Origin of the sequence: Bacteriovorax sp. BSW11_IV (assembly GCF_000447755.1) — a bacterium.
GTDB lineage: Bacteria > Bdellovibrionota > Bacteriovoracia > Bacteriovoracales > Bacteriovoracaceae > BSW11-IV.
This window is the reverse complement of sequence record NZ_AUNE01000004.1, coordinates 43,679-68,899: the sequence shown is the minus strand read 5'-3', so window position 1 is coordinate 68,899 and position 25,221 is coordinate 43,679. Positions and strand designations below refer to the sequence as shown.

At 36.6% G+C, this 25,221-nt stretch carries 24 protein-coding genes; 8 read left to right on the top strand and 16 right to left on the bottom strand.

Annotated elements, in window-relative coordinates:
* Positions 1–81: 81 nt before the first annotated feature.
* A complete protein-coding gene (locus tag M899_RS01220) occupies positions 82–912 on the bottom strand; it encodes a LysR family transcriptional regulator (RefSeq protein ID WP_034727250.1) in 831 nt (276 codons plus the stop codon).
* 133 nt (positions 913–1,045) lie between these two features.
* Here M899_RS01220 and M899_RS01215 point away from each other — a divergent pair, with 133 nt between their 5' ends.
* The gene (locus M899_RS01215) at positions 1,046–1,363 is read left to right on the top strand and encodes a hypothetical protein (protein ID WP_021269596.1); all 318 of its coding nucleotides are present in this window, start codon (positions 1,046–1,048) and stop codon (positions 1,361–1,363) included.
* 26 nt (positions 1,364–1,389) lie between these two features.
* Here the strand turns inward: M899_RS01215 and M899_RS01210 are convergent, their stop codons facing one another.
* Genes M899_RS01210 through M899_RS01200 form a run of 3 tightly spaced genes read right to left on the bottom strand, consistent with a single transcriptional unit; the run spans position 1,390 to position 4,070 of the window.
* On the bottom strand, positions 1,390–2,055 hold the full coding sequence (locus M899_RS01210) for an ABC transporter ATP-binding protein (protein WP_021269625.1): 666 nt from the start codon (positions 2,053–2,055) through the stop codon (positions 1,390–1,392).
* Positions 2,056–3,297, bottom strand: a complete 1,242-nt coding sequence (locus M899_RS01205; RefSeq protein ID WP_021269543.1) for an ABC transporter permease — start codon at positions 3,295–3,297, stop codon at positions 2,056–2,058.
* A gap of 2 nt (positions 3,298–3,299) precedes the next feature.
* Positions 3,300–4,070, bottom strand: a complete 771-nt coding sequence (locus M899_RS01200; RefSeq protein ID WP_021269626.1) for an efflux RND transporter periplasmic adaptor subunit — start codon at positions 4,068–4,070, stop codon at positions 3,300–3,302.
* 169 nt (positions 4,071–4,239) lie between these two features.
* On the opposite strand from M899_RS01200, the gene M899_RS01195 reads away from it, so the two are divergent.
* Positions 4,240–6,177: a methionine--tRNA ligase gene (locus M899_RS01195; RefSeq protein ID WP_021269542.1), complete on the top strand. Its 1,938-nt coding sequence runs from the start codon at positions 4,240–4,242 to the stop codon at positions 6,175–6,177.
* Between the two features lie 25 nt (positions 6,178–6,202).
* Here M899_RS01195 and M899_RS01190 read toward each other — a convergent pair whose 3' ends face one another.
* The 3 genes from M899_RS01190 to M899_RS01180 all read right to left on the bottom strand — a co-directional run bounded on the left by M899_RS01190 (position 6,203) and on the right by M899_RS01180 (position 9,922).
* Positions 6,203–7,843 carry an acyl-CoA synthetase gene (locus M899_RS01190; protein WP_021269576.1) on the bottom strand — a complete coding sequence of 547 codons (1,641 nt, stop codon included), beginning with the start codon at positions 7,841–7,843 and terminating at the stop codon, positions 6,203–6,205.
* A 127-nt stretch (positions 7,844–7,970) separates the two neighbouring features.
* Complete coding sequence (gene fghA, locus M899_RS01185) at positions 7,971–8,801, bottom strand: S-formylglutathione hydrolase (protein ID WP_021269554.1); 831 nt, start codon at positions 8,799–8,801, stop codon at positions 7,971–7,973.
* Complete coding sequence (locus tag M899_RS01180; RefSeq protein ID WP_021269580.1) at positions 8,801–9,922, bottom strand: S-(hydroxymethyl)glutathione dehydrogenase/class III alcohol dehydrogenase; 1,122 nt, start codon at positions 9,920–9,922, stop codon at positions 8,801–8,803. The genes fghA and M899_RS01180 overlap by 1 nt, the downstream gene beginning before the upstream one ends.
* A gap of 82 nt (positions 9,923–10,004) precedes the next feature.
* Here M899_RS01180 and M899_RS01175 point away from each other — a divergent pair, with 82 nt between their 5' ends.
* Positions 10,005–10,889, top strand: a complete 885-nt coding sequence (locus M899_RS01175; RefSeq protein WP_021269616.1) for a LysR family transcriptional regulator — start codon at positions 10,005–10,007, stop codon at positions 10,887–10,889.
* Here M899_RS01175 and M899_RS01170 read toward each other — a convergent pair.
* A complete protein-coding gene (locus M899_RS01170) occupies positions 10,878–11,837 on the bottom strand; it encodes a LysR family transcriptional regulator (RefSeq protein WP_021269569.1) in 960 nt (319 codons plus the stop codon). The two genes, M899_RS01175 and M899_RS01170, sit on opposite strands and share 12 nt — an antisense overlap.
* Before the next feature lie 95 nt (positions 11,838–11,932).
* On the opposite strand from M899_RS01170, the gene M899_RS01165 reads away from it, so the two are divergent.
* Positions 11,933–13,138: a M20/M25/M40 family metallo-hydrolase gene (locus tag M899_RS01165; RefSeq protein ID WP_021269532.1), complete on the top strand. Its 1,206-nt coding sequence runs from the start codon at positions 11,933–11,935 to the stop codon at positions 13,136–13,138.
* Positions 13,125–13,640: a GNAT family N-acetyltransferase gene (locus tag M899_RS01160; protein ID WP_021269529.1), complete on the top strand. Its 516-nt coding sequence runs from the start codon at positions 13,125–13,127 to the stop codon at positions 13,638–13,640. The genes M899_RS01165 and M899_RS01160 overlap by 14 nt, the downstream gene beginning before the upstream one ends.
* Here M899_RS01160 and M899_RS01155 read toward each other — a convergent pair.
* From M899_RS01155 to M899_RS01145, 3 genes are read right to left on the bottom strand one after another with little or no spacing between them, the layout of a single operon-like run.
* Positions 13,635–14,429, bottom strand: a complete 795-nt coding sequence (locus M899_RS01155) for a sulfite exporter TauE/SafE family protein (protein ID WP_034727248.1) — start codon at positions 14,427–14,429, stop codon at positions 13,635–13,637. The two genes, M899_RS01160 and M899_RS01155, sit on opposite strands and share 6 nt — an antisense overlap.
* Positions 14,430–14,434: 5 nt before the next feature.
* Positions 14,435–15,436 carry a hypothetical protein gene (locus tag M899_RS01150; protein ID WP_021269602.1) on the bottom strand — a complete coding sequence of 334 codons (1,002 nt, stop codon included), beginning with the start codon at positions 15,434–15,436 and terminating at the stop codon, positions 14,435–14,437.
* On the bottom strand, positions 15,436–16,212 hold the full coding sequence (locus M899_RS01145; protein WP_155897029.1) for a hypothetical protein: 777 nt from the start codon (positions 16,210–16,212) through the stop codon (positions 15,436–15,438). Before M899_RS01145 ends, M899_RS01150 begins: the two co-directional genes overlap by 1 nt.
* Before the next feature lie 117 nt (positions 16,213–16,329).
* On the opposite strand from M899_RS01145, the gene M899_RS01140 reads away from it, so the two are divergent.
* Together M899_RS01140 and M899_RS01135 are read left to right on the top strand one after the other, a co-directional pair.
* Positions 16,330–17,670 carry a hypothetical protein gene (locus tag M899_RS01140; RefSeq protein ID WP_021269594.1) on the top strand — a complete coding sequence of 447 codons (1,341 nt, stop codon included), beginning with the start codon at positions 16,330–16,332 and terminating at the stop codon, positions 17,668–17,670.
* A 76-nt stretch (positions 17,671–17,746) separates the two neighbouring features.
* On the top strand, positions 17,747–18,097 hold the full coding sequence (locus M899_RS01135; RefSeq protein ID WP_021269523.1) for a hypothetical protein: 351 nt from the start codon (positions 17,747–17,749) through the stop codon (positions 18,095–18,097).
* A 26-nt stretch (positions 18,098–18,123) separates the two neighbouring features.
* On the opposite strand, the gene M899_RS01130 is transcribed toward M899_RS01135, so the two are convergent.
* The 5 genes from M899_RS01130 to M899_RS18160 form a co-directional block, all read right to left on the bottom strand.
* Positions 18,124–20,355 carry a hypothetical protein gene (locus M899_RS01130; protein WP_021269591.1) on the bottom strand — a complete coding sequence of 744 codons (2,232 nt, stop codon included), beginning with the start codon at positions 20,353–20,355 and terminating at the stop codon, positions 18,124–18,126.
* 149 nt (positions 20,356–20,504) lie between these two features.
* Positions 20,505–21,272 carry a tRNA-uridine aminocarboxypropyltransferase gene (locus tag M899_RS01125; RefSeq protein WP_021269547.1) on the bottom strand — a complete coding sequence of 256 codons (768 nt, stop codon included), beginning with the start codon at positions 21,270–21,272 and terminating at the stop codon, positions 20,505–20,507.
* A gap of 6 nt (positions 21,273–21,278) precedes the next feature.
* A complete protein-coding gene (locus tag M899_RS01120; protein WP_021269584.1) occupies positions 21,279–21,614 on the bottom strand; it encodes an arsenate reductase family protein in 336 nt (111 codons plus the stop codon).
* Between the two features lie 3 nt (positions 21,615–21,617).
* Positions 21,618–22,286, bottom strand: coding sequence for a class I SAM-dependent methyltransferase (locus M899_RS01115; RefSeq protein WP_021269571.1), 669 nt, complete (start codon positions 22,284–22,286; stop codon positions 21,618–21,620).
* Positions 22,287–22,298: 12 nt separating this feature from the next.
* Entirely contained in the window at positions 22,299–22,817 is a 519-nt protein-coding gene (locus M899_RS18160; RefSeq protein WP_255345069.1) for a YkgJ family cysteine cluster protein, read from the bottom strand.
* Between the two features lie 309 nt (positions 22,818–23,126).
* Between M899_RS18160 and M899_RS01105 the strand changes: the two genes are divergently transcribed.
* A complete protein-coding gene (locus M899_RS01105) occupies positions 23,127–25,115 on the top strand; it encodes an ABC-F family ATP-binding cassette domain-containing protein (protein ID WP_021269508.1) in 1,989 nt (662 codons plus the stop codon).
* Positions 25,116–25,221: the final 106 nt, after the last annotated feature.

The window sequence follows — 25,221 nt, the reverse complement described above, 5'->3', positions numbered from 1 at the left end:
ATACCATATTTATATCAGAGATTACTTTCAATTCAGACACAAGATTAGATTAAGACACCTGACAAAATGAATCGGAGAAAATTAAAATCTAGCTTTTTTTATGATGTCGATAATTTTTTGACCAATATGATCTTTTTGTCTTTCAGGTCTATAGATGAGACAAATCTCATCTTTAAATATTGGAGCACCTTTTACTTGCTTCAACCTAGGAAATTGCTCAGCGACTCGCGTTGGTAAAACGCCATGGCCTAATCCGAGTGAAGTGAGCTTCGCCACGACCTCTAAATTTTTCGAACGAATATTATTTTCATAATGATGAATACTCTTATAGTTTTTAATAATATGCTGGGCCTGCAATAAATCTTCATCGAAAATCAATGTGTTACTTTCTATTCCATCAAGATGAAATATAGAAACGCTATCAGTACATAATTTTTTAATAACAAGATCGTTATGGCGAATTGGATTTACAACTATTCCAAAATCAGCTTCCCAACTAATAATTTTTTCCGTCATTTCTCTCGAAAGTCCATGAATAAAATTAATATCTAGAGTTGGAAAATTTCTAATTATTGTAGGAAGAAATGCTCTCATTGAATAAAGTGCGATCGAAGGATGTATGGCAAAGGTATAAGAAGAATCAATCAATGATGAATCTGCAGCAATATTCTGGACGTTTTCCCATTCGACAATAAGTTTACGAGCTCTTGTTAAAAACGATTCCCCAAGCTTTGTTAGGCGCATTCCATTTTTCAAACGAATAAGGAGCTCTCCACCCACTTCTTTTTCAAGACGTTTAATTGAATAACTAAGTGCGGGTTGAGAAATACCAATTTTTTCAGATGCTCTTGTTATATTACAAGTCTCTGAAACTACGATAAAATACTTTATATCATCCATTACTAGTGCCATAAAAATATTTTATCACAACCATGGATTATTATCATTTTATTTATCGCGCCTCCTGTAATAATTTTCTTCTTGCCAGAGAAATCTGACAAATCACATAAGAACAATGGACAGTTACAATCCAAAGGGAGCAAAAATGAAAACACTACTTACGACTCTTTTAATTTCTACTACTTTCATTGGAATGAGCTATGGCGAAGAAATTCATATTCCAAAAAGTAATATCAACCTCTTTGTAGGAAGTTTTTCACAACTAGAAAAAGAGTTAAAAGATAAAATCTTTGATATCGCTATCGAAAAGTGTGGAACTCTTGAAAACGTTTCAATTGGTAAAGCAGAAATTACACTTAATCTTAGTAATATATACAATTTTTCTGTTCAAGGACGTGAAGACGTTATTGAAGGCTCATACCCGCAAGTTGGGGCAAAAGTTAATATTAATTGCCACAGATAGAACAAAGGGCCTAACAAGGCCCTTTTTCAAAGATAGGTATCAGATATTTTTCCATCGACGAGAAAAATCTCACGATCGGCCATTTTGGAAAATTCTCTATCGTGAGTAACTAATGAGATAGTCGTCCCACTCTCCTTATTCACTTCTTTTAATATATCCATTACAATTTGAGCATTTGTTGAGTCTAGATTTCCAGTTGGCTCATCTGCAAAAATATACTTGGGATTCATAATAAGTGCCCTTGCAATCGCAACCCTCTGCTGCTCTCCACCAGACATTTGACCAGGCATTTTATTAAGCGTGTGAGAGATATTTAATCTTTCAAGTAATTCAAGAGCTCGTTTTTTATATTGTTTCTGTATTCCTGAGTTCATTGGTGGAAGTAAGACATTTTCTAATGCGCTAAGTTCAGGCAATAAATAATGGAATTGAAAGATAAAACCAATATTCTTATTTCTAAATTCATGAACTTCTTCTACCGAGAGATTATTGATAACTCGATTGTTTATTTCAACAACTCCGTGCGTAGGATTGTCTAAGGTACTAATGATGTATAACAACGTACTTTTGCCACTTCCTGAGCGTCCAGCAATTGAAACAAACTCACCTTCTTTAATATCAATTGTAATATCGTTAATTATTCTTTGAGCAGGTTCTCCAAATTCTTTCACTAAATTATGGGCATGAATCATTTATTCCTCCCTTATAATATCAATCGGAGTCATCTTACTAGCCGACATGGCCGGAAGAAGACTCGCAATAATTGAAGCAAAGAGGGCCGATGCGAAGGCCGTTATATAAATTGAAGGTGCATAAGAAACAAGTAAATGATTCCCATCACCAATTTTGATACTAAGATTAATACTTTCAACCAAGCGACAAATTATCAGACCGAGAATTATTCCCACAATCCCCCCACTGATTCCCAAAAAGAGACCTTGATACATAATCAATTCTAAGATTTTTTGTGGTCCATAACCAATGGATCGTAAAATAGCGATTTCTTTTTTCTTCTGATTAATCAAAATGGAAAGAACATTATAAATTCCAAAGGCCGCAACAACGAGAACCGCGACCGTGATAAAATAGCGAACTCCATCTTGCATCATAATAACATCCATAATCATTGGATTGGCCTTTTTCCAATCTTGCACCTTATCTCGGCTAAACAATGACCATCTTTGGGCCAATTGTTCTGAGGTATCGATATCAATCAATGCCACTGCAATTTCTGAAATTCTACCAGGAGTGTTATTTAATTTTTGTACATCTGTTAAATGGGCAAAGGCAATCGTCTTATCTATATAATCATCTCCTAGTGAAATCGTCCCCACGACTTTAAATGATTCTCTCAGTCCTTTTTTTCCAGTAACAACATCGATAAATTGCCCAGGTCTTACACCCAATTCATCAGCAACGCCCGTACCAATAACGATTTTCCCGCCACCAGAGTCGAGATCAGAAAAGCTTCCTTCAACCATATCGCTTTCAATTTCACTAATGCGAAGTTGCTTGCGAGGAATTGTTCCAGTAAGACTCACATTGTGAACAATGGCGCCCTTTTTAAGAATCACTTGAATATTTAATCTGGGACTAAAGTCGAATACTTCAGGATCGTGACTTAAACGATCGGCCCAACCTTGATAATTTTCGAGTTTAGACTCTCCTCTTTTTCCATAAGGTGCGGACAACCAATGAACTTGTTTATTTGGAAAGAACCACTCGTTCACATCATCGCGTTTGATAATATCTTCACGCCCCGAAATTAAAATATGGGCAGTATTATTGAGAAGAGATTTAATAATAAATTCTCGAAGTCCAAGTTGAATTCCAGATATGGTAATAAAAAGCATTGTTCCAAAACTGATTCCTAAAAGAATGAGAATTGTTTGCTTTTTCTTTGAGGCCAATTGCCTCATTGCTAGAAATAACATGACTACCTCTTGATGAAGAGCTTATCAGTTGTCTTGATGTCCCCAGAAAGCACCTCGGCCCAATTTCCATCGTTATTTCCAAGGGCCACATCGATTTTTTCTCTATGGTTGTCACGAAGTCTTAGGACTTTCCCATTACTAATAGCGCTTATTGGAATAAGAAGAACATCTGTCTTATTCCCGACTTCAATAACTGTATCTGCTGTCATTCCAGGTAAAATATTATCAATCAAATTCTCAACTTCCAAACGCGCAATAAACTCTCCTTCTCTTGGATAGATCATTCTCACATTTGCAGGATACTTCTTGAATGACTGACTCTCAAAGATCACTTGTGCTTTTTGCCCTGACTTTATTTTTAGTGCAGCATCTTGTTCAAGTGAAACTTCTATGTATTTTTTATTAAGATTTTCAAGTCTAAGGATAGGAACTTGAGGAAACGCCACTTCATTTTCTTGATTTGCAAGAAGAGTTACAGTTCCATCAAATGGCGCTTTAAACAAAGCATTATCATCGAATGAAATAAGACGATCACCCTTTTGAACTTTGGCACCTTCTTTAACAAAGGCCTTATTAATAACGGCGATTACTCCAATTTTGACTTCGAAAATTTGATCTGATTTTACTTTTCCGAGACCATAAATAGCTTCAACAATATTTCCTCTTTTTGGCGAAATAAGTTCGAAATTATTTTTAAAATAGTAAGTTCTGGCGAAAAAAGTTCCTATTCCCATTAAAATTATCAATGAAACTGTCCAGTATAACTTTTTCAACTTCGTACTCCTCGCTTAGATAAACATTGCTCAATGAATAAATTTTATACCATCTGAAGCTTGGGACAACCTTTTATCTTTACTTATCTCGAGTGACACATGGCGCACTAGTACTCACTACCAGTTTTTATCTGGACGAGAACGCCCCTCACTTGATAAATTAGATGTCATGAATGAAGAAACAAATAACAAAAAAGACATGCGTCCAAAACAGGACATCCCATCAATCCTAGGCCGAATTACTCGTCCCAAAAAAGCAGTGATCACTGCCGGTATGCCCTATGCAAATGGACCAGTTCACCTTGGCCACCTAGCAGGTGCACACGTTCCAGCAGATGTTTATTCACGTTGGACAAGACTTCTCATCGGCAATGACAATGTATTGTTTGTATGTGGTACAGACGATCACGGCTCAACGAGTGAAGTAGCTGCAAAGAAATTAGGCAAAACAACTCAAGAATTTATTGAAGAAGTTCACGCTCGCCAAAAAGCGACTATGGATCGTTTCTCAATTGGCCTTGATGTCTACACAGGAACTTCTCGTGAGGAAAATTTTGAGGCCCATAAAGAACTGTGCCAAGATTTTCTAAGAAAGATGCATGCAAATAATATGCTTGATAGAAAAACAAGCAGACAATGGTTTGATACAAAACTTAGCATGTTCCTTCCCGATCGTTATGTACAAGGTAAATGTCCAAACGAAAGTTGTACAAATATGAGTGCTTACAGTGATGACTGTGATGTATGTGGCGCTCAATATGATCCTAGTGAGCTTATTAACCCAAGAAGTACTCTAAGCGATGCCACTCCTGTTTTAAAAGAAACAGACCATTGGTATTTGAATATGTGGAAAGTCACTGATCAATTAATCGAGTGGCTTTCGACAAAAGAGAAGACTTGGAGAAAGTCTATTCTTCAAGAAGTTCTTGGAACAGTTCACCCTTCTGTTTTATTCACGAATAAATCAGAGCCAGACTATAAAGAGATTAAAGATTCACTTCCAGCACATAAAAGTCGTTATGCACCAGGAAGACAAGTTCTTGTCCAATTCAACAATCTAGCAGATTTAAAAGTTGGGCTAGAGCTTCTAACAAAAAAAGGTATTGAATGTACTCTAAATGATGGTTGGGCACACCGTTCAATTACCCGTGACGTATCTTGGGGAATTCCTGTTCCGACAGATATTGAACCTGGTATGGAGGGAAAAACTCTCTACGTATGGCCAGAATCTCTAATTGCACCAATTTCATTTTCAAAAGTAGCGCTTAAAAAGAAAGGCCTATCGCCTGAGCTTTATAAAGATTTCTGGTGTGATCCAGAGGCAAAGGTTTATCAATTTCTAGGAACTGATAACGTCTTTTTCTACGTCTTAATGCAAGGAAGTATGTGGTTTGGTTACCAAGAAGACCCAATGAGACAACCACTTAAAGGCGAACTACAACAAACTGATGTTTTCAGTAATTTTCACCTACAAATTAATGGTGAAAAAATGAGTAAATCTAAAGGAAACTTCTATACGGGTGATCAACTTGTAAATGAAATGGGCTATGCTCCAGATCAGTTACGTTACTTTTTATCTACTTTAAGTCTTTCTGAAAAAGCGTCTAATTTTGATTTTGAAGTTTTCAAAAACAAAAACCTATTCCTTGCTGGTCCAATGAATGCTGCATTTGAAAAACCAATCTCAGCGTGCCATTCAAAGTTTGATGGTGTTGTTCCAAAAGGAAAACTAATTGGAAAGACAGAAGCTGAGACACAAAAAATGGTTCAGTCATATATTCGTTTTATGGAAAAAGCTGAATACCCTAAGGCCTTAGGGGCCCTAGAGAACTATGCAAGAATCATCAATGGCTTATTCAACCAATATAAGCCCCATGATGATCGTTTTCCAATTGAAGAAAGAAGTGATGCTCTTTACTCATGTTTTTACATTTTAAAGAACCTTCTCATTATGCTTCAACCATTTGTTCCAGAAACGATGGAAAAGCTGCGCCACTCTCTCAATCTTCCAGAGTCGATCTACTCTATTGACGAGTTGAAAAATGACTTCCCCGAAAATCACAAAATTAATGAACAGGGTGTTTACTTCCCAGCTGTTGAAGAATAAAAAAGGCCTCGCAAGAGGCCTTTTTTTACACGTCAATTGCGCTATCAGAACTTAGTTTTTTTCTTAGTTCAAATTTCTGAATCTTCCCTGTCGAAGTCTTTGGCAGCACTTCAAAGTATACTTCTTTAGGAACTTTGAATCCTGGTAAAATATTACGACAATGGTCTTGAATTTCTTTAGCAGTGACTTTTGTATTATTTTTTAATTCAATAAAAGCACAAACGACTTCTCCCCATTTCCCATCAGGCTTTGCCACAACAGCGGCCAACATAACGGCCGGGTGCTGATAGAGAACATCTTCAACTTCTATACTTGAGATATTTTCTCCTCCGGAAATGATAATATCTTTACTTCTATCTTTAATTTTCACATAGCCATCAGGATAAATAACGCCCAAATCTCCTGTATGAAACCAACCACCTTTAAATGCTTCACCTGTGGCCTTTGGGTTTTTCATATACCCTTTCATGGTGATATTTCCTCTAAAGAACAATTCACCAATAGTTTCACCATCGTGAGGGACCTCTTTCATTGTGTTGGGATCAAGAACTGTAATATCACTTTGCAAATGATAAGTGACTCCTTGTCTGGCATTTAATTTTGCCTGTTCGCCTAATGAACTCTCTTGCCAGCTCTCTTGCTTCACGCAAACAGATGCCGGGCCATAGACTTCAGTCAGTCCATAAACATGAGTTATACCAAATCCCATATTCACCATTCCCTCAATCATAGCAGCAGGTGGAGCAGCACCAGCAACAAAAGCTTCAACTCGATGGTCTAGACCATTTTTCAAATTTTCATCAGCATTGATAAGCATATTGTGTACAATCGGGGCCCCACAATAATGAGAGACTTTATGCTCCTTCATTAGCTTAAAAATATCTTCCGCAACAACTTTTCTTAAACAAACATTAACACCAGCTCTTGCCGCAATTACCCAAGGGAAGGTCCAACCGTTGCAATGAAACATGGGAAGAGTCCAAAGATAAATGGGATGATGAGGTAGATCCCATTCTAAAATATTCGAAAGAGCAGCAAGATAGGCACCTCTATGAGAATAGACAACACCCTTGGGATTTCCCGTTGTACCTGAAGTATAATTTAAACAAAGTGAGTCCCACTCATCTTTAGGCCAGAGACCTTGAAAATTGTCATCACCTTCCAACAAGAAATCTTCATATTCTTTTTCACCGATATCTCGAACCTCTTCTGTAAAGAGAAGATCATGCACATCAATTACAACAGGAGGATTTTCAATTCTTTTAACAGCATCAAAGATCACTTGTGAAAACTCTGAATCTACAAAGATAATTTTGGCCTCTCCGTGCTGAAGCATGAAGGCAAGAGATTCAGAGTCTAGCCTAATATTTAGACAATTTAATACGGCCCCAGACAGCGGTACACCGAAGTGCATTTCAACCATTGCAGGAGTATTTGGCAACATTACGGCAACAGTATCACCTTTACCGATTCCTCTTTTTTGTAGAGCGCTCGCTAATTTTAGAGATCTCGAATAAGTCTGTGCCCATGTTTGGCGAAGCTCACCATGAATAACAGAAATACGATCGGGGTAAACACTTGCTGTTCTTTTAATAAAATCAAGTGGCGTTAAGGGTCTAAAGTTTGCTTGATTTTTTTCTAATCCCCATTCATATTTTGTTTCCATAATTCATCCTTGTACTTATGTATAAGACTATTATGACGAAAAATGTGGGAATTCTAAAGTAAAAACAAATTTAAGATTATTTACTAAATATGAGCTTGATCAGGTTATGATCAAGCTCATATCGTCGCTATTGAGAGAGAGACTTTATATGAAAAGCAATGTGCTCTTCTATAAAACTAGAAATGAAATAATAGCTATGATCGAAATCTTCACGGTAGTTAACAGTGATACTTTGACCTACTTTTGAAGATACTTCTTCAATATTTTTTGTACAAAGCTGCGCAGGATAAAATTCATCACTAAGACCTTGATCGATCAAAATAGTATCCGCTCGCTTTACTCCTGATTTCAAAAGCTCTGAGGCATCGTACTGACTCCAACTCTTTTTATCATCACCTAGGTAACCAAGTAATGCCTTCTGTCCCCAGGCACAATTGACAGGATTAACGATGGGAGAAAATGCACTCACTGATTTGAAAAGATCTTTCTCACGTAGACCCATAATCAAGGCCCCATGACCACCCATAGAATGGCCCATGATAGAGATATTTTTCACTTTAAATTGATCTTTAAGAATCCCAACAAGCTCATGCACGATATAATCGTACATCTTATAATGATCTTTATAACCTTCGGTTGTAGCATTTACATAAAAACCCGCACCAGATCCGAAATCATAAGCATCATGTTCCTGTGGAAGATTTAATCCACGTGGAGAAGTATCTGGGCAAATGATCATCGTAGAAGTACCACTAAGGTACTTCTGTGCACCGGCCTTTGTAATAAAGTTTTCTTCATTACAAGTTAGCCCTGACAACCAAATAATACAGTTTTCAATATTGCCAGAAGGCTCATAGGTGGAAAACTTCATATCTGTTTTAGTCACACTCGAAGGGTGCTGATAGATATTTGTGTACCCATCAAATGTTTTATTCGACTTTAATTTATTAACCGTCATTATTTCCCCATAGAAAAATCAATTACAGTACGAATACTCTTTCCTTCGTGCATATAATCGAAGGCCTTGTTGATATCTTCAAGTGGCATTGTATAAGTTACGAAATCATCTAGGTTAATCTCACCTTTCATATAACGATCTACATAACCAGGAAGTTCTGTTCTCCCTTTAACACCACCAAATGCACTTCCTCTCCAAACTCTTCCTGTTACAAGTTGGAATGGTCTTGTGCTAATTTCTTGGCCAGCCCCAGCAACACCAATAATAATAGATTCTCCCCAACCTTTATGACAACTCTCTAGAGCTGCTCTCATAAGACCGACGTGACCAACACATTCAAAAGAATAGTCAACACCACCATCAGTGAGTTCAACAATCACTTGTTGAATAGGCTTGTCGAATTTATTTGGATTTACAAAATCAGTTGCTCCAAACTTTTTCGCCATTTCAAATTTATCGTCATTAATATCGATGGCAATAATACGACCTGCATTTGCAAGTTTCGCCCCTTGAATAACAGAGAGCCCAATTCCACCAAGACCAAATACGGCAACAGTATCACCTTCTTTAACTTTAGCGGTATTGAAAACAGCACCAATACCAGTTGTTACACCACAACCTAATAGACATACTTTATCAAGAGGTGCGGCCTCATCGATTTTAGCAAGAGAGATTTCAGGAACAACAGTGTATTCTGCAAATGTTGATGTCCCCATATAATGAAAAATAGGTTTACCGTCTTTAGAGAATCGAGTTGTTCCATCTGGCATTAAACCACGGCCTTGAGTCTCTCTAATTTTTTGACATAGATTTGTTTTTCCAGACTTACAAAATTTACATTCACGACACTCTGGAGTGTATAGAGGAATAACGTGATCACCTTTTTTAAGAGATGTAACTCCTTCACCAACTTCTTCAACAATCCCCCCACCTTCGTGACCTAGGATTACTGGAAAGATCCCTTCAGGATCTGCACCAGAAAGAGTGTAAGCATCAGTATGACAAACACCTGTTGCTAGAATACGAATAAGGACTTCGCCTTTTTTTGGTCCTTCTAGATCAACTTCTTCAATTTTAAGTGGTTCATTTGGTCCCCAAGCAACAGCAGCTCTTACTTTCATATAGTCTCCTTCGTCTCAATTTTTATGCTTTATTCTAACTCATTATTGACAATACAATCTTAAATTTACATAGTGTTTACATATGGAAACAATAAAAGGCTTCGGCCACACCTATGTCTTTGTCAAAGTTGCTCAATATTTAAGCTACTCCAAGGCGGCAAAAGAGCTTGGCGTGTCCAAGGCCCACCTGAGTAAATCCATCCAACAACTCGAAAATGAGATTGGTCAAAAACTTCTGAACAGATCAACACGTCTAGTCAAACTAACCTTAGAGGGTGAAAAGTTTTTTGAAACCTGTTTAGAGGCCGTATCGGCCATTGAAAATGCCAAAAATAATATAAAAGAATCGATCAATTATCCCCAAGGACTACTTCGCATTACTGCGGCAGGTGCTTTCGCAGAAGAGTATCTAACTCCAGTGGCCTCATCACTTTTAGCAAAATATCCTAAGTTAAAAATCGAACTTTCGTTCTCAGAAAAAATAGTGAATCTTGTTGAAGAAAATTTTGATATGGCCATTCGTGTAGGACATCTCGTTGACTCCTCTATGATTGCTAAAAGAATCTCTACGCGAAAAGAATATATTTGTGCTACGAAAAAATATCTCTCTAAGAACGGTACGCCAAAAACACCAAATGAACTTAAAGACCATAACTGCCTCGCTGGGAATAATGGTCAATGGGTTTTTAAAGAAAAGACAAAACAATACTCAATTAAAATCAATGGAAACTTCACCTCTAATAATGCAAGAGCACTTCTCAATGCAGCTCTTCAAAACACAGGTATTGTTAGACTACCAGAAGTCTATGTACGATCTTATATCGATAGTAAAAAGCTTGTACCGATATTAACAAATTATATGACAACCGAAGTTCCAATCTGGGCAATCTATCCGAGCACAAAAAAGAAATCCACAAATGTGGCCTTCTTTCTCGAGGAGCTCGAACAATCATTATCAAACAAGTAAATCGTCTGAAATATCTGAAACTTCAATCTGATAGTCCACATCAGCATATCGTTCGGGAACTTGCGAGAGCTTAGAATTAATAAGCTCTTTTAACTTCTTTATAGAGACCAATCCTTCCCTATCTTTTTTCCATAGTGCGTATAAAGCAATTCTAAGAGGTTGTCCAAATTGAAAAGTTTTTAAACCTTCATAATCTTCTAATGGATTTTTAGGCAAAAACATTACACAGCGACCACGTTGACAAAGTTTCTTTAAAAACTCTGGGTGATCACTTGTAATTTTTTCTCGAGGCCGAACATTATTTTTTCTCAAATGTTCGTATATTGAATCATTGAGACTTTTATCCCATGGAGCTTCTGCAAAAGGGATATTGATAAGGATATCATGTTCATTTTTAAATTTATCGTACAGCTCATCAGAACAACAAAAAACAATTTCAAATGAATCAACTTCTGCATACTCAATATTCTTTCTCTTAGGAACTCTAAGTGAGAGACCAAAATCAATTTTATCTTGCACAAGGTTCTCGATAAGAACTTCATGATCTGCTTGTCTCAATGTATTTACAGTTCCAAATGGAGCGAATAAATCCCAATATTGAGAAGCAAATTCTGCAGCGATTTCAGTCGAAAATGTCTCTTCAATACCGACTTGAACAGGATAGCCACCGACGATATCACCAGATAGACTTTCAATAACTTTTCTACCATTTTCAAAAATGGTGCTGATTTGATCAAATAGAAATTCTCCATCCATCGTAAGCTTTAAACCACTAGAGCTTCTGATGAAGAGTTTTTTGTTCAATGTCTGTTCTAATTTTTTTAATTTTTCACTTAAAGTTGAAGGCGCAGTTTGCAAATAAGCAGCTCCCTTTTTGAGGGATTGAGCTTTTGCAACTTCGTAAAAACAAAATAAGTGGTTCCAATTAATATCATTTAAGTTATTCATTGTACCTCCTCTAGTTCCCTATTTATAACAGATTAACTCCCCACAATCAAAAAATTAATTAGGTTTATACGAATTGACAGTTAAAGCAGTTGTTTATGGGTCAATTGTTTTTTAACGTGTTAATCACCGAGGAGGATTTTATCCAATATTGGAATCGTTTTCTAAAAAAATTAACATCGATAAGTTCTGAAACAGATAATATTTGTGGAGTGAATCAAGTTCAAAAAATTTTGAAAGATAAATTAACTGAACTCAACCTCGAAACAAATTTAATCCCCAATCCTGACAATCATTCAAGAAGTGGACACCTACTTGTAGCTCAATCAAAAAATAAAAGAGAAAAATATATTACTCTTATCTGTCACGCAGACACAGTCTATCCCTTATCGAAGAATCCTATCGTCAGTTCATCTGACAATAAAATATTTGGTTCGGGTATCATCGATAATAAGGGTGGTGTCACTGTCGGAATATATGCTCTGTCTCGTTTGGCCGAAAAGAATGAAGATCTTTCAAACTACGGAATACGCTTCATTTGCTCACCAAATGAAGAGATGGGCTCTCCTGGTTTTCAAGAAATATTTGAACATTATGCAAAAGACTCAGATGTTATTTTAGGTCTTGAGCCTGCTCTAGAAAACGGTGACATCATAAGTTCACGAAAAGGAAATCGTTGGTACGATATAACATTTGAAGGTCAATCTGCCCATGCAGGACGACATCACGCCCATGGAGTGAATGCTTGTGCAGAACTTGCAATCCAAATGGCAAAGATCCATGAACTTACAAATTACGATAAGGACATCACAGTCAATGTTGGAAAAATTGAAGGTGGAGAAAAACATAATATCGTAAGTGACAAGGCCTATGCACAACTTGATGTTCGCTTCCCGTGTTTTGATAGTCGCGAGGAAGTGAGTGCTAAAATTTCAGATATATTAGAAAGTAGAAATGTTCATAATAAAAATCAAACACAATTCTCAAATGTTACTTACGAAATTGTTGATGACTGCCCACCTCTTGCAAAAAGTATTCAGAGTCGAAAGCTATTTGAAGTCTACAAAGAGCTCATTAAAGAAAATGAGAAAATATCGATCAAAGAAAGGGTTGTCGGTGGCGCTGCTGATGCGAATTACTTCAGTTCTAAGGGAAAAGTTATCCTCGATGGACTAGGCCCAATTGGTGCAGGAATGCACACAGAAAATGAATATATTGAACTAACGAGTATTAAAACTCGTGGAGACACTCTTTATCAATTGATCAAAAAAATTAATCAAGGAGTCTTACATGAAACCTGCTAAAACATTTACTATTCAAAGAGCGAATTTCGAAGATATGAAAAAGATTGCTCGCTTTATCAATTCGTCGGCCGAATGGTACAGACCAATTGTCGATCCTAAAGATATGCCAGAACACTGTGTAGATCAGAAATGGATGAAGAAGAACTATGAAATGAGAGATTTCTATATAGGAACAGATGATAAAAAAAATGACGTCGGAACTATTTCCATGCAGTATTTTGGAAAGCAAACATACCTAGGCTACATCTACCTAGATGCTTCTCATGTTGGTAAAGGACATGGCAAACGTTTAATGGATTTTGCCAAATTTATGTCTGAGAAAAAAGGGCAAGACTCTATGATTCTGATTGCCCATCCAGATGCAAAATGGGCCATTAAGGCCTATGAGAAATACGGTTTTACAAAAAAATTCGAGAAGAAAAAAGATATTCTTCAATACAAGGATGGACTCATGAAACCCTACTATGAAGAAGGGTTTCATCTTTACGAATATAAATTATAAAAAAGAAATAATAGTTTTAATGGCAACAACCATTAAAAACAGTGCGAATCCTTTTCTCATCTTATCTTGGGGCAGCTTATGAGAAAGAGCTGCTCCAAATCTTGCAAAAATAGAGCTCGTTAAAACGATTCCAACAAGTGCTGGCACATAGATAAAACCAAAACTATGTTCTGGAAGTCCTGCCACGCTTTGCCCATTCATTGCATAAGTGATGGCACCGACAAATGCAATTGGCAGTCCAAGGGCAGCTGATACTCCTACGGCCTTCTTCATCGGCTCACCCGAATAAGTTAGAAAAGGAATGCTTATAGTACCACCACCAATTCCTAGTAATGCAGACTTAAAACCAATTATAAAACCGACACAATTATACACGAGAAGTGGAACACTTCTTCTTACGCCTTCACTATTTAATCCGAACCACATTTTCATTGAAACGAAACTAATATAACAAGCAAAAATAATGGCCAATGTTTTTGCTGACAATATGTGAGAAAGAAATCCCCCACTCGCAGTTCCAATAACAATTCCAATTCCAAGCTTTAAAACGAGGTTCCATGAAACGTTATTCTTTTTATGGTGGGCATAAACTGAGTTGAGTGCCGTAAAGAAAATTGTGGCCAAGGAAGTCCCTAATGCCATGTGCATGATCATGCTGTCAGGAAAGTTCATTGCCTTAAAACAAAAAACCAGGGTGGGAACAATTACAATCCCACCACCAATTCCAAAAAGTCCAGAAAGTGTCCCAGCGAAAATACCTAGGACCATATAGATTAAGTATATTGTCATATTTTTTATAAGCTAAAGTGTTCTTCCCCTTTTAGCTCATGACACTTTAATTTAGCAAGCCACTTATTAGACTTTGCCACTTTATGAACTTCGCGCTCATAGTGATCGTCTACATAACCTCTTAAAACATTTACACATTGTAGCTGAGCATTTTTAAGAGCGCTTTCTCTCGTTTGACCTTCTGCATACACAGAAAGTTCAGTATACGTAATATTGCTTTCAACTACACATTGACCGTAAGAGAAGTTATCGTATTCAAATTGGAAAGTATTTAAATTCATACGACGAGAGCTCATCATATTAAAATAAACTGTTCCCATAGATTCTTTTACAAATGTACCTTTAAGTTCATTCTCACATTTACTCACAAGAACTTCTGAAGCTTTTTTACTTTGTGAATCTTTAAAGAAGCTATCAATGAAGCCTAATTGGTCATCAACATCATCAAAATCCACAAAGAGACCAATTGTCTTTTTGTTTTTAGCTTCGACCACTTTACACAGATCAACATTATCAAATTCCTGACGAGTACTTACGCCCTGTCCTTTTGGTGTCCAACTCTGAAGATAAAGCTCTTCTTTTTTCTCAACCAGAATCGGGTACTGTCCTTGCTCACCTTCTTTATCTTCTACTACATTTACAACAAAGCGCGAGCAGTCTTCATTAACACACTTCAGTGCAACGTTTATATCAGCAGTGCCTTTAACAAGTTCTAGTTTCGTACTGAAAGGACCATTAGGAACTAGGCCCATAAATCTCATAACTTCTTCTGAGCAGGTTGGCTTTATTTCAACAACAATACTCTTCTCATAAGCATCTTCTTCAACAACGACACTTACATCCTGAATTTTTTGATTCAAGTAAATATTGCGGTACCCATTTTTATTGTAATTAACTGTCCCACTAATTTGGGCAAGGTTTTCTTTATCTTTTGCTACTTGAGGATCGTCTTGTTTACGGCCACAAGAAATCAACAGAACCATTGATAATAACAATATCTTCTTCATTAGAACTCCAATTTCTTTGAAATATTTAAACCAATATCAAAAACTTTAAATGTATCTTTTGCGAATGTTTTGTAATAGTTGTTTCGAAGTGGGTAAAGTATTGCAGAGACTTCTGCATCAATGCCATAAACACTCGTCCCGACGTAAGAAATAAAATGCCAACGATCATAGACTTTATTTGATCTCTTATGAAATTCATTCAGCTGGGCCGAAACATTTCTTTCGAAGGCCTGTCCCATATTAAAATTTTCGAAATCAAATTTTAGATTGATTCCATAAATATAATCATAATCAGAAGTCGCACTATAAAGTGGAATTCCACCTGCAAATTTAACAAACTCTCCATAAATCTCAGTAGAAAACAGTGGATTAAATATATAGAGAATGCTTGCTTCAGTTTGATGCTCCCCTTTTAGGGAATACTTATTTTGAAGGTAGTTATCTTGAATAAATTGATAAGAGTAACTTAGTCCAACCACTAGCTTATCGTTGAAAAAAGATGACCCAACACTGGCCATAGGTCCTAATGAGTGTAGTCTTGAGATGGGCTCGCTTCCCTTTCCCATTTCTGATGAAAAAATCACTTTTGGCCCTAGACTAAATATTTCTAGAAATTTCTTTTCAATCGAAATACTCAATTCATTTTCAGCAGAATTGAGTTGGTGCCCTTCTTCACGGGTTAAGGTTGAATCAAGCTCCACAGTCATTTCAGTATTCAAAGACAGTGCGAAGCCCTTTATAGATATTAAAAGTAATAGGATAATAATTTTTCTCATTTTGGGAGGATACTACCAAGAAGTTTCATTAACCAAACTTTTGTACAGCTCCTATAATTTTTATAATCACTGTCTAATTGCTTTGTAATTCTCCTCGATCAGAGCAAAAATAGGCCCATGAAATCAATAATTTTTGCCTTAATACTAGCACTTGCTTCTACGCTATCTCTTGCCCATGATGATCATGATCACGATCATCACAAAGAGGAATTACAAGAGTCATACAGGGAACTTTTTCAAAATTTATCAGTCGATAAATCTTATTCAGATAGTGACGTAAAGGCGCTAAATCTTGTTAAAATAGAAATTGGGCAGACTAAATACTATTTACCAGAAACGACATTGGCGATGGTTGTAAAGTCTCATATCAAGGCCTATGAAGAAACAGTACGCGAATATTGTGAGTGTGATATTTCAGAGCTTCAGGTCGATAATCATGGGAAATTTCGTGAAATCATGGAGCGAATCATCACCTTCATTCCTGAACTTGGTCATATTCTCTCTGATATGGTTTGGTCAGAGGTCGCAGGTGGTAGAAGATATGGACTCGTTTATATTATCGTTTCTGCCATTGGTGAGATCATTGACCATAACATAAGCCCCGTCCCTCTTTGTAAATTTGTCGCGTTTATCTCTAGAGCAATCTCGGACAAGATTAAAACGGCCAGTACACTTTTATGGCCAGTAGGAAAGTATAATCCAATTGATAAATACAAGGCCCTCTATAGCCGTATGGTTTACAGAAAACAATTCAGAAAGAAGTGGCAATCAACCCTAGAATCTACGGCGCAAACACAGAGCGTATTCACAAATGAATCGTTAAAATTTTCACAGAAACTCGATTATAAAATGCGACATTTAGAAGTTGGATACCAAGCACTAAAGAAGTTCCCAGAAAGTTTCAGTCCAGATGAAATCATCGCCATCGATATAAATAAAGAAGTCGAACTTGCGATGAGCGAACTTAATACTATGGAAAAGATGTGGTACACAGATAGAGTCATCGACTACTTTAATTTCACTTATTCACTAATGCTTGAAAATGCAAAAATTCTTAAGCACGAAAAAGAAATAAACAAGACAAACTTTTTCAAAGTACAGTGGGCCGTTGGCGGTTATGGTGCTCAAATTGATAAATTAAAGATTTCTCTTTATGTCGCTTCATCTATAAAAAATGAAGAAAAGAGAGCTAAGGCCGTTAAGGAAATCCAAGAACAAATCGGTTCTCTTTTAACAAACTTTAAAAATTTTCAGGATCTTTTTCAACAAATAGATAACAACTGGGAACCCTATTCCAAAATTAATATAAAAGAAATGACTGTAAAAAATGTTAACAGATCAAAGTGTTTTCAATTGGTGACTAAAATCATGTCTTGGAAAACAGTTGTTGCGACTTCTCTAGCGGCATGGGCCTATCATATCTTAAATGAACAATCCGATGTTTCTGAAAGTTGGTAGAAACCATATTTTAATTTAAAATGCCTTCAAGTTTCATAACACCCTTTCCGATATCATCAATCGCAAAAGGGTGTTCATGAATCATATAATCATTCCAACTTTATTTATTCTTTTTTTCTTAGTTGCTTGTACTAGTCAAGATATCCCTAAAATTGGTTATCAAGAAAACTCATGTATTAAAGAGTTGAACGAAAAATATAGAAATATCTCAAGTCTTGGGAATAATATTTATCGACTAGAGAAAATCGAACAAAAAGGTTTAATCGTTTCGATCTGGCATCATAACGAATGGTATTATCAAGGACATAAAAAACACACTTATTTTCATGACTCAGGTGGTTTTTCTTACGAACCTACAAACTGTCCAGATAATAAAGGGGCCAATGCTGATTTGAGTAGTAGATTAAGACAAGTTAAAACAAAATAAAAAAGGGAGCTAGAAGCTCCCTTTTTTTATTTCTTAATTTCGTCTAAAAGTCTTGGATAACCCGATTTCAAATAGCGTGTACTAATTACTTTAAAAATTGAGACATCTTTGTTTTTAATAATATCATCCTGACTCTCACGAGATTCATTTAATGCGGCAACAGCATCATCAGTTGCGTCCATACCATTACTTTCCTCTGAATCCAGATCAGTAAATTTAAAGTCGTTCATTCCTGAATTTGTATTGGCCTTTGAATCAACTAGCCCTGCATTTTTTAGGGCCTCAGTATTAACTGCCGCCACTTCTTCTGCCTTTTCTTTTTGCGCCTCAATAGGTGCAGCAATACCAGCACTTGCAAGGAATCCTTCAGGTGTCATTCCTTTCTTTTTGAGACCGTCTTCAACAGCTTTTTTCATTTTAGCTTGAAGCTTTGATGCCATTGCATCTAGATTTGGTCCCTTTTTACCATTTTTATTCATCAAATCTGAAAGTTTTTTCTTTTGATCCTTCATTAATTTACCAATGGCATTACTTTGACTACCAAGTGCATCCATTGAACTTAAAGTTCCTGATCCTATTGTCGCACTTCCTTGAACACCATCTGCAACATCACCTAAGGTTCCAACAGTTGTAGCAAAATTAGAAGGTAATGAAGAGAATGTTGAAGAATTTCTAATTGCACTACCAAGTGAACCACATACTCCTGGTTTAGAACCTTCTACAACACATGACATTTTTGAATTACCATCAGAAATGTTTATTGCACGGCCTTTGTCGAATGGTTTAAATGAACCATTACTCAACATTTTATAAGAACCATCTAATTTCTTTTCAGTTCCGTAGTACATTAACTTTTTAATGATTCCATCAATCTTCTCGATATTGCCTTCTGCTTTAGAAATAACATTATCAATTGATCTCGTAGACATATAGGCCATACCTGTAAGAACACCATAAATAATCGCTCTGGTGAAAGGATGGGCCATGTGGACATCAGTCATTGAATTAAGTGGCATAAACAATGCTGCGACAACACCCATTGCAACAGGTCCGAAGCCCATAATACTTGCATTTGCTTCAGGAAAGATTAAATCCATTCCTTTTTGAGCAGCGAAACTTAAAAATGAATTCAAATCTTTTTTAGGAAGATCAAGTTCATTTAAATTATTCTGATATTTCTTATAGTCATCTATCGATAAACTCGAAACTTCACCTTCCAAAAAACGATCATAATCCCTAGCTTTGAAATAAGAATCGATATTTGAATCATTATTGTTAGGTTGATTCAATTTAAAAGGTGATATTTTTGCAAGAAGATTTAATGAGTGATACTGATCTAAATAGTCAGATGCAATTTCATGATCTAGACCTGAGTCTTTTAATGAAATTAAAACGTCTTGAAAAAAAGTTTCTGTAAAATTATTTGCTAATAATTTCGATTCAATACTATTTGGATTAAATAACTTATTTGATCCGACAGTCAATGGAGCACATGCCATTGTATTTAAGGCGGCGAAAGTTTGTTTTTCCACACATGCAGAAAGTTGAGTAGATAAAGTTCCTAGTGCTTCTGCATTAGCAGCCGTGCATGCTGCCGTTGATGCAGTATCAAGAGCAGTGACTTCCGTCTTTACTGCTGCTGACGGTTGAGTAGGCGTTGAAACAAGAATAACTCTTTTTCCTTCAATACCAGCATTTGCTCCACACATAGCACATGTCGTAGCTGCAATTTTTTCTTTTGTATCAATCATATATGCCATGACTGCAGCGGCACCTAATCCAACTGTAGCGGCTAATTGAATCATCTTTTTTGTTTTAGCTGTTTTAATAACATCTTGATAAGATTCTTTTTGTTTGTTCAAATATTCAATTTGATCTTCATTAGCTGAGCCATCTTCAGTAACGACATAATCAATTTTTTCATCTTTCATTTTCTTGTAGGCATTAAGAGAATAAATTTCTCCACCTACGTAGACTATTCCAGCTCCGGCCGCAACCATAACATCAGTTGGAACAGGCTTACACATTATAACTTGTCGAGAAAGAATGTAACCCATAAGCATCATCGTAATGATGTTCATAAAGTCCCCACCCTTTTCAGTATCCATCTGCTCACTTTTCTGTTTTGTATTCGTCGTAGACTTCTGCTGTTCGGCCGCAACGGCCTGTGAAAGCTCAACCTTCAAAACATTTGTCTGGAAGGTTATTTGAATATTCAGCAGTGAAAATAAAGCGAGTGCACTAATTATCTTTTTCATAAAAGATTCCCTTGAAATCATTACATTTATCTTATGATACAACTTCGCTTTAGCTTATAGAATCAGGTAGATATGCCCTACTTTCCCCTCATTTCGAGGGGTTGAGTATAAGGAACTCTCGGACATACCTGAGTTAAAAAGTTGGCATTCTAGTCAATAACGAACTTACGGTGACGTTTTGGGATGATTTTCATCTCTTCGGGCCTGTTGATTCTCTTTCGGCCTCGATTACTTGGAATTGTGGGATCAGAGCTACACTTGAGCTGGAATTCGACGTGTGCGCCAAATGAGCCAAGAAGCCTGTCTTCTTTGCCCTCAAGATTCTCAAGACCAACCTTATCCATTTCCTGCAATAGAAAGTGAATCGACTCTAGAGTAGAAAGGCACAACTCATCGGGTTGGTGCTTAATTAGAAAATTACTTTTCTTATTTGGAGAGAACATGATTCTTGGAAGATGTCTTATATTAGAACTTTCCTTCATCATCTTCTTTGCACATGGCCATGTACCATCAATAACAAAGATCAAAAGCTCTTTTTCAGGAGGCAAAGGAAACTTCTCAATTGGATCGACAGAGACATTATACGCTTCGTCTCCAGGATAAAGGACTACTGGGTAATAACGAGGATCACAAAGAAGCTCATTCACTCGAGTATCTTCTGTAAAATCAACACCAACAATAACTTCACTATTTGTTAGTGTGGCAGCAGTAATTCTTCCAGTTCCTAATTTCTCCCTTCTTGCTTCTTTAATATGCATTAGCAGGACAAACTTCGCTTTCGTATCAAATGAGCTGATATGGTTGCACAGACAAGCATTAAGTGGTCTGTAACAACTAAAACATTTACTTCTTCTTGGAAGCTCTTCGAATTCTTTTTGTTGTGCTTTTTTGCGCTTTAAGTATTCTTCTTTATTCATGATCTCTTAAAGCTCACCGTAAACAGTTTTATCAAATCCGAAACAAACAACCTTCCCCTTCTTTTCGAGGATAGGTCTTTTAACTGCTGAAAGATTTTCTGTAATAAGAGTAATCTTTCCTGCATCTGTAGCAGCTTCAAAATCGTCTTTAATAATTTTATAAGTGCGACCTTTTGTATTAACCGGCCACTCACCCATTGCTTTTTTCCATTCAAGGATTTTTTCTTTTGAAGGAACTTCTTTTTTAAAATCAAAAAAATCAAAAGCAATATTCTTACTCTCTAGTTCTTTCATGGCCTTTTTTACAGTGTCACAGTTTTTTATTCCATACATTGTATACATATTCTAATCCTCTTCATTTTTAAAATTATATAAAATTGCTACAGAGTTGCCTTCAAACTGAACTTCACAATTAAGTTCAGTAGCAATCCATTGAAACGTTTTGTGCGAATAAAAACTCACATGAGTTGGATCATTTTTATAATACCAAGAAGAAAATTTTTCTTTCACAGGAAGGAACTCAGTCATAAGACCAAGAACACCTTTTTCAGTAATAAGTGAACGAAGAAGCTTTAATTCAATCATAGGTCTAAACATATGTTCTAAAACTTCTGTACACGTAATAAAGTCATACTTTTTTTCGAGTACACTTTTATCGTCATGAAAGAATGGATCGTAGTTATTCATATTATAACCACGCTCGCCCATCATCTTGCTAATTGTTGGGCCAGGGCCACAACCAAAATCGAGACCTTGTGCACCTTGCGATAAGTGTGGAGTTAAAGGAATTAAAAGTTTATCCAAAAAGTTTCGATAGGCATTGTCTAGTGGATCATTAATATGATTTTCATATCTCTCTTTTTCTTCCTGCGCATTTAACCAAGATGAATCATCTGCACAGACAAGAGAGCATTCGCTACACTCGTAATATTTTCGGCCATTTTTGTGATGAGACAGATCTAAATAAAGTGTGGTCCTTTGTGATTTACACAAGGGGCATTCAATTGTTTTCATGCACTTTGTTTATTACATTGAAAAGATTTTGGAAACGGTATTTTGCGCCTGCTTCAAGCGGTGACGCACCTCACCCATCGCTGATTCACCCTGTGGTGAGCGAGGCCCTTTGAAGCGATGAAGAGTTTTCCACAATAAATATGGTAGCGTTCCACCTGTACGAGCGACTGTGTAACCGGCCATTATGGCCATGTTGGCCTTATCTGTATTGATTAATCGAATAGGTCTTTGCTTACCATCCATTGTTGCGCAATCTGAAGGATCAGACATAACCATATTGGTGCGACAAACAGCAGGTCTATTTTCATAGATAGAACATTCATTTTTATTATTTAAAAAGACACAACGCCTAATGTCGTATGGAGTTTTAAACCATTTTACATCATCGTTTTGCGCTTCGCTTTGGATATAGAGTCTTTTTAAATCAATATCATGACCTTCTATAATAATTGAGGCCAAAAGTTCGGCCTCATCACTAGTTATACTGACCTGACTATGACAACAGGCCGCACAGCCTCTTTTACAAGAGATATTATTTTCTACGATTGGATGAGCTAGAACTTCTTCATTAAAACGATTGATTTCGCGATGAAGCCTTTTAGCTCTCGCAATAGGATTATCTTCTGACTTTAACTTCTTAATAGTTGTGCTATAAATAAGACCAAAGACCGGATTGTCCTTTAGTCGTTTGAATGTTTGGTAAGCCGCTGCGGGAAAGTTTATAAAGACCTCCTACTATGTTAGTCTTTCAACTCACTCAACAATTTTCATTATAACTAATCGCATAATGATTTGGGACAATAGGGAAATATTTGCCCCCGAACCTGATGGAGTTAAGAATTGAGCTTACTTTGTACCCTAAAGCACCTAAATCTTTCATTTGCTGGAAAAACTCTTTTTCAAGATGCAACTCTTTCGATTGCATTTAAAGATAGAATTGGTCTGCTAGGTCTGAACGGGAAAGGAAAGTCCTCACTTTTTAAAGTTCTCACGGAGACAGTTAAACCCGATATTTCAACTCCCCCATTTCAATTCGACAAGGCCAAGGGTGAGGGCGATTTAGAAAAGGCATTCTCGGTATTTCTTGTTCCTCAAGAAATTCAATTCCAAGAAAATACAAATCCTTCGATCAAAGAATTTATTTTTGACTTCTATCCTGACATCAAAAAAATTCATGATGAGCTTGAAAAGGTAAATGCTAAGATCACTGGCGGTGACAATAATCCATCGCTTATTAATTCTCAAAAAGACCTTCTCGAAAAGTACGAACACTTAGGGGGATGGCAACTCATTCAAAACTATGAATCTTATCTTCGTTACTTTGGTCTCAATGATCATGACAAATTTGTACGCGACCTTAGTGGTGGAGAGCAAAAGAAAATTCTTCTCAGTCTTGGACTTTCGACACCGTACAATCTCGTTCTGTGGGATGAGCCGACAAACCACCTTGACCTTGAAACAATTAAAGTCTTTGAAGAAGAGATGATGAACTCACAAAAAACTTTCCTTGTGATTTCTCACGATAGATACCTACTTTCCAAACTTTGTTCAAAGATTTTTCATATTAACAGAGGAAAAGTTGAGTCCTTCAAAGGAAGCTATGAAGATTATCTGGCCTACCTCGTTGAATCGGAACAAGTGCGAAAGGCGCAACTTCAAAGGTTATCAAACTCACTAAGAAGAGAAACTGATTGGATGCGCCAAGGGATTAAGGCGCGCGGAACAAGAAGTAAAAAGCGTGTGGAAAATTTCCACGATCTTAGAAAATCAATCAGCGATCTCAAAGATAGAACAAAAAAAGAAGTTCAACTTTCAATCAATAGTTCAAATCGAAAAACAAAAATTCTTATGGATGCCGAAACAATTGCTTACGGCTATAAAAATAAAGAACTTTTCTCTAATGTAACGTTAAATGTATGCAAAGGAGATAAGATCGGACTTATCGGAAGAAATGGAGTTGGTAAATCAACTCTTCTTCACCTTCTGCGCGGTGAATTTGAACCACTCGCTGGTAAAATTAAAAGAGCTGATAATCTTCGAATCCAATACTTCTCTCAAAATAGAGATGAGTTAAATCCAGAGAAAACACCTTGGGAAATTCTTGGTGATGGTATCGATACTGTCTTCTTGCCAGGTGATAAGAAGATGCACGTGAATGCTTATTTTGAAAGTTTTCTTTTCAACAAAGAAGAAATCCACAGACCCCTTAAAACATTCTCTGGAGGAGAAAGAAATCGTCTTCAAATGGCCATCAACCTCATGAAAGATGCCGATGTTTGGATCTTCGATGAGCCTACCAACGACCTTGACCTTGAAACACTAAACATTCTTGAAACAAAACTAAGTGAATTTGGCGGCTCTCTTATTATCATCAGTCACGACCGCTCTTTTCTTTCAAATGTCACCAATAAGATATGGTTGCTTGATAAAAAAACCATTGAAGTTTTCGAAGCTGGCTATGAGCAGGTTGAACCTTACCTTGAGGCCGTCGCCATGGACCACATCATTGATGAAAGTGCTCAGAATGAAGAAATAAACTCAGCTTCAGTTGAAGTACAAGTTGAGAATGTCCAAACAGAACCGACTCAACAGACCAAGGAAAAGCTCTCAAATAAAGAAAAAGAGCGTCTAAAGATCATTCCGATGGAAATCGACATCCTTGAAAGAGAGCTGGCCAATGTGGAGAAGAATATCGCAAATTTCGACTTTTCGATCATGGATGAGAAGCGAGGACAAGACTTTGCGGCACTTGGTGATCGCCAACAACTCATTGAAACAAAAGTTCTTGAGCTCTATGAGGAGCTGGACGACTTAACGTTAAGATCGTAAACCATTAATAATACTTACATTTTAACTTTTAGATCCCAAATAACTGGAATTTAAGTTGAAAAAGGCCGTATTTAGGCCTATTTTCAAACAAATGTTTGATTTAAAA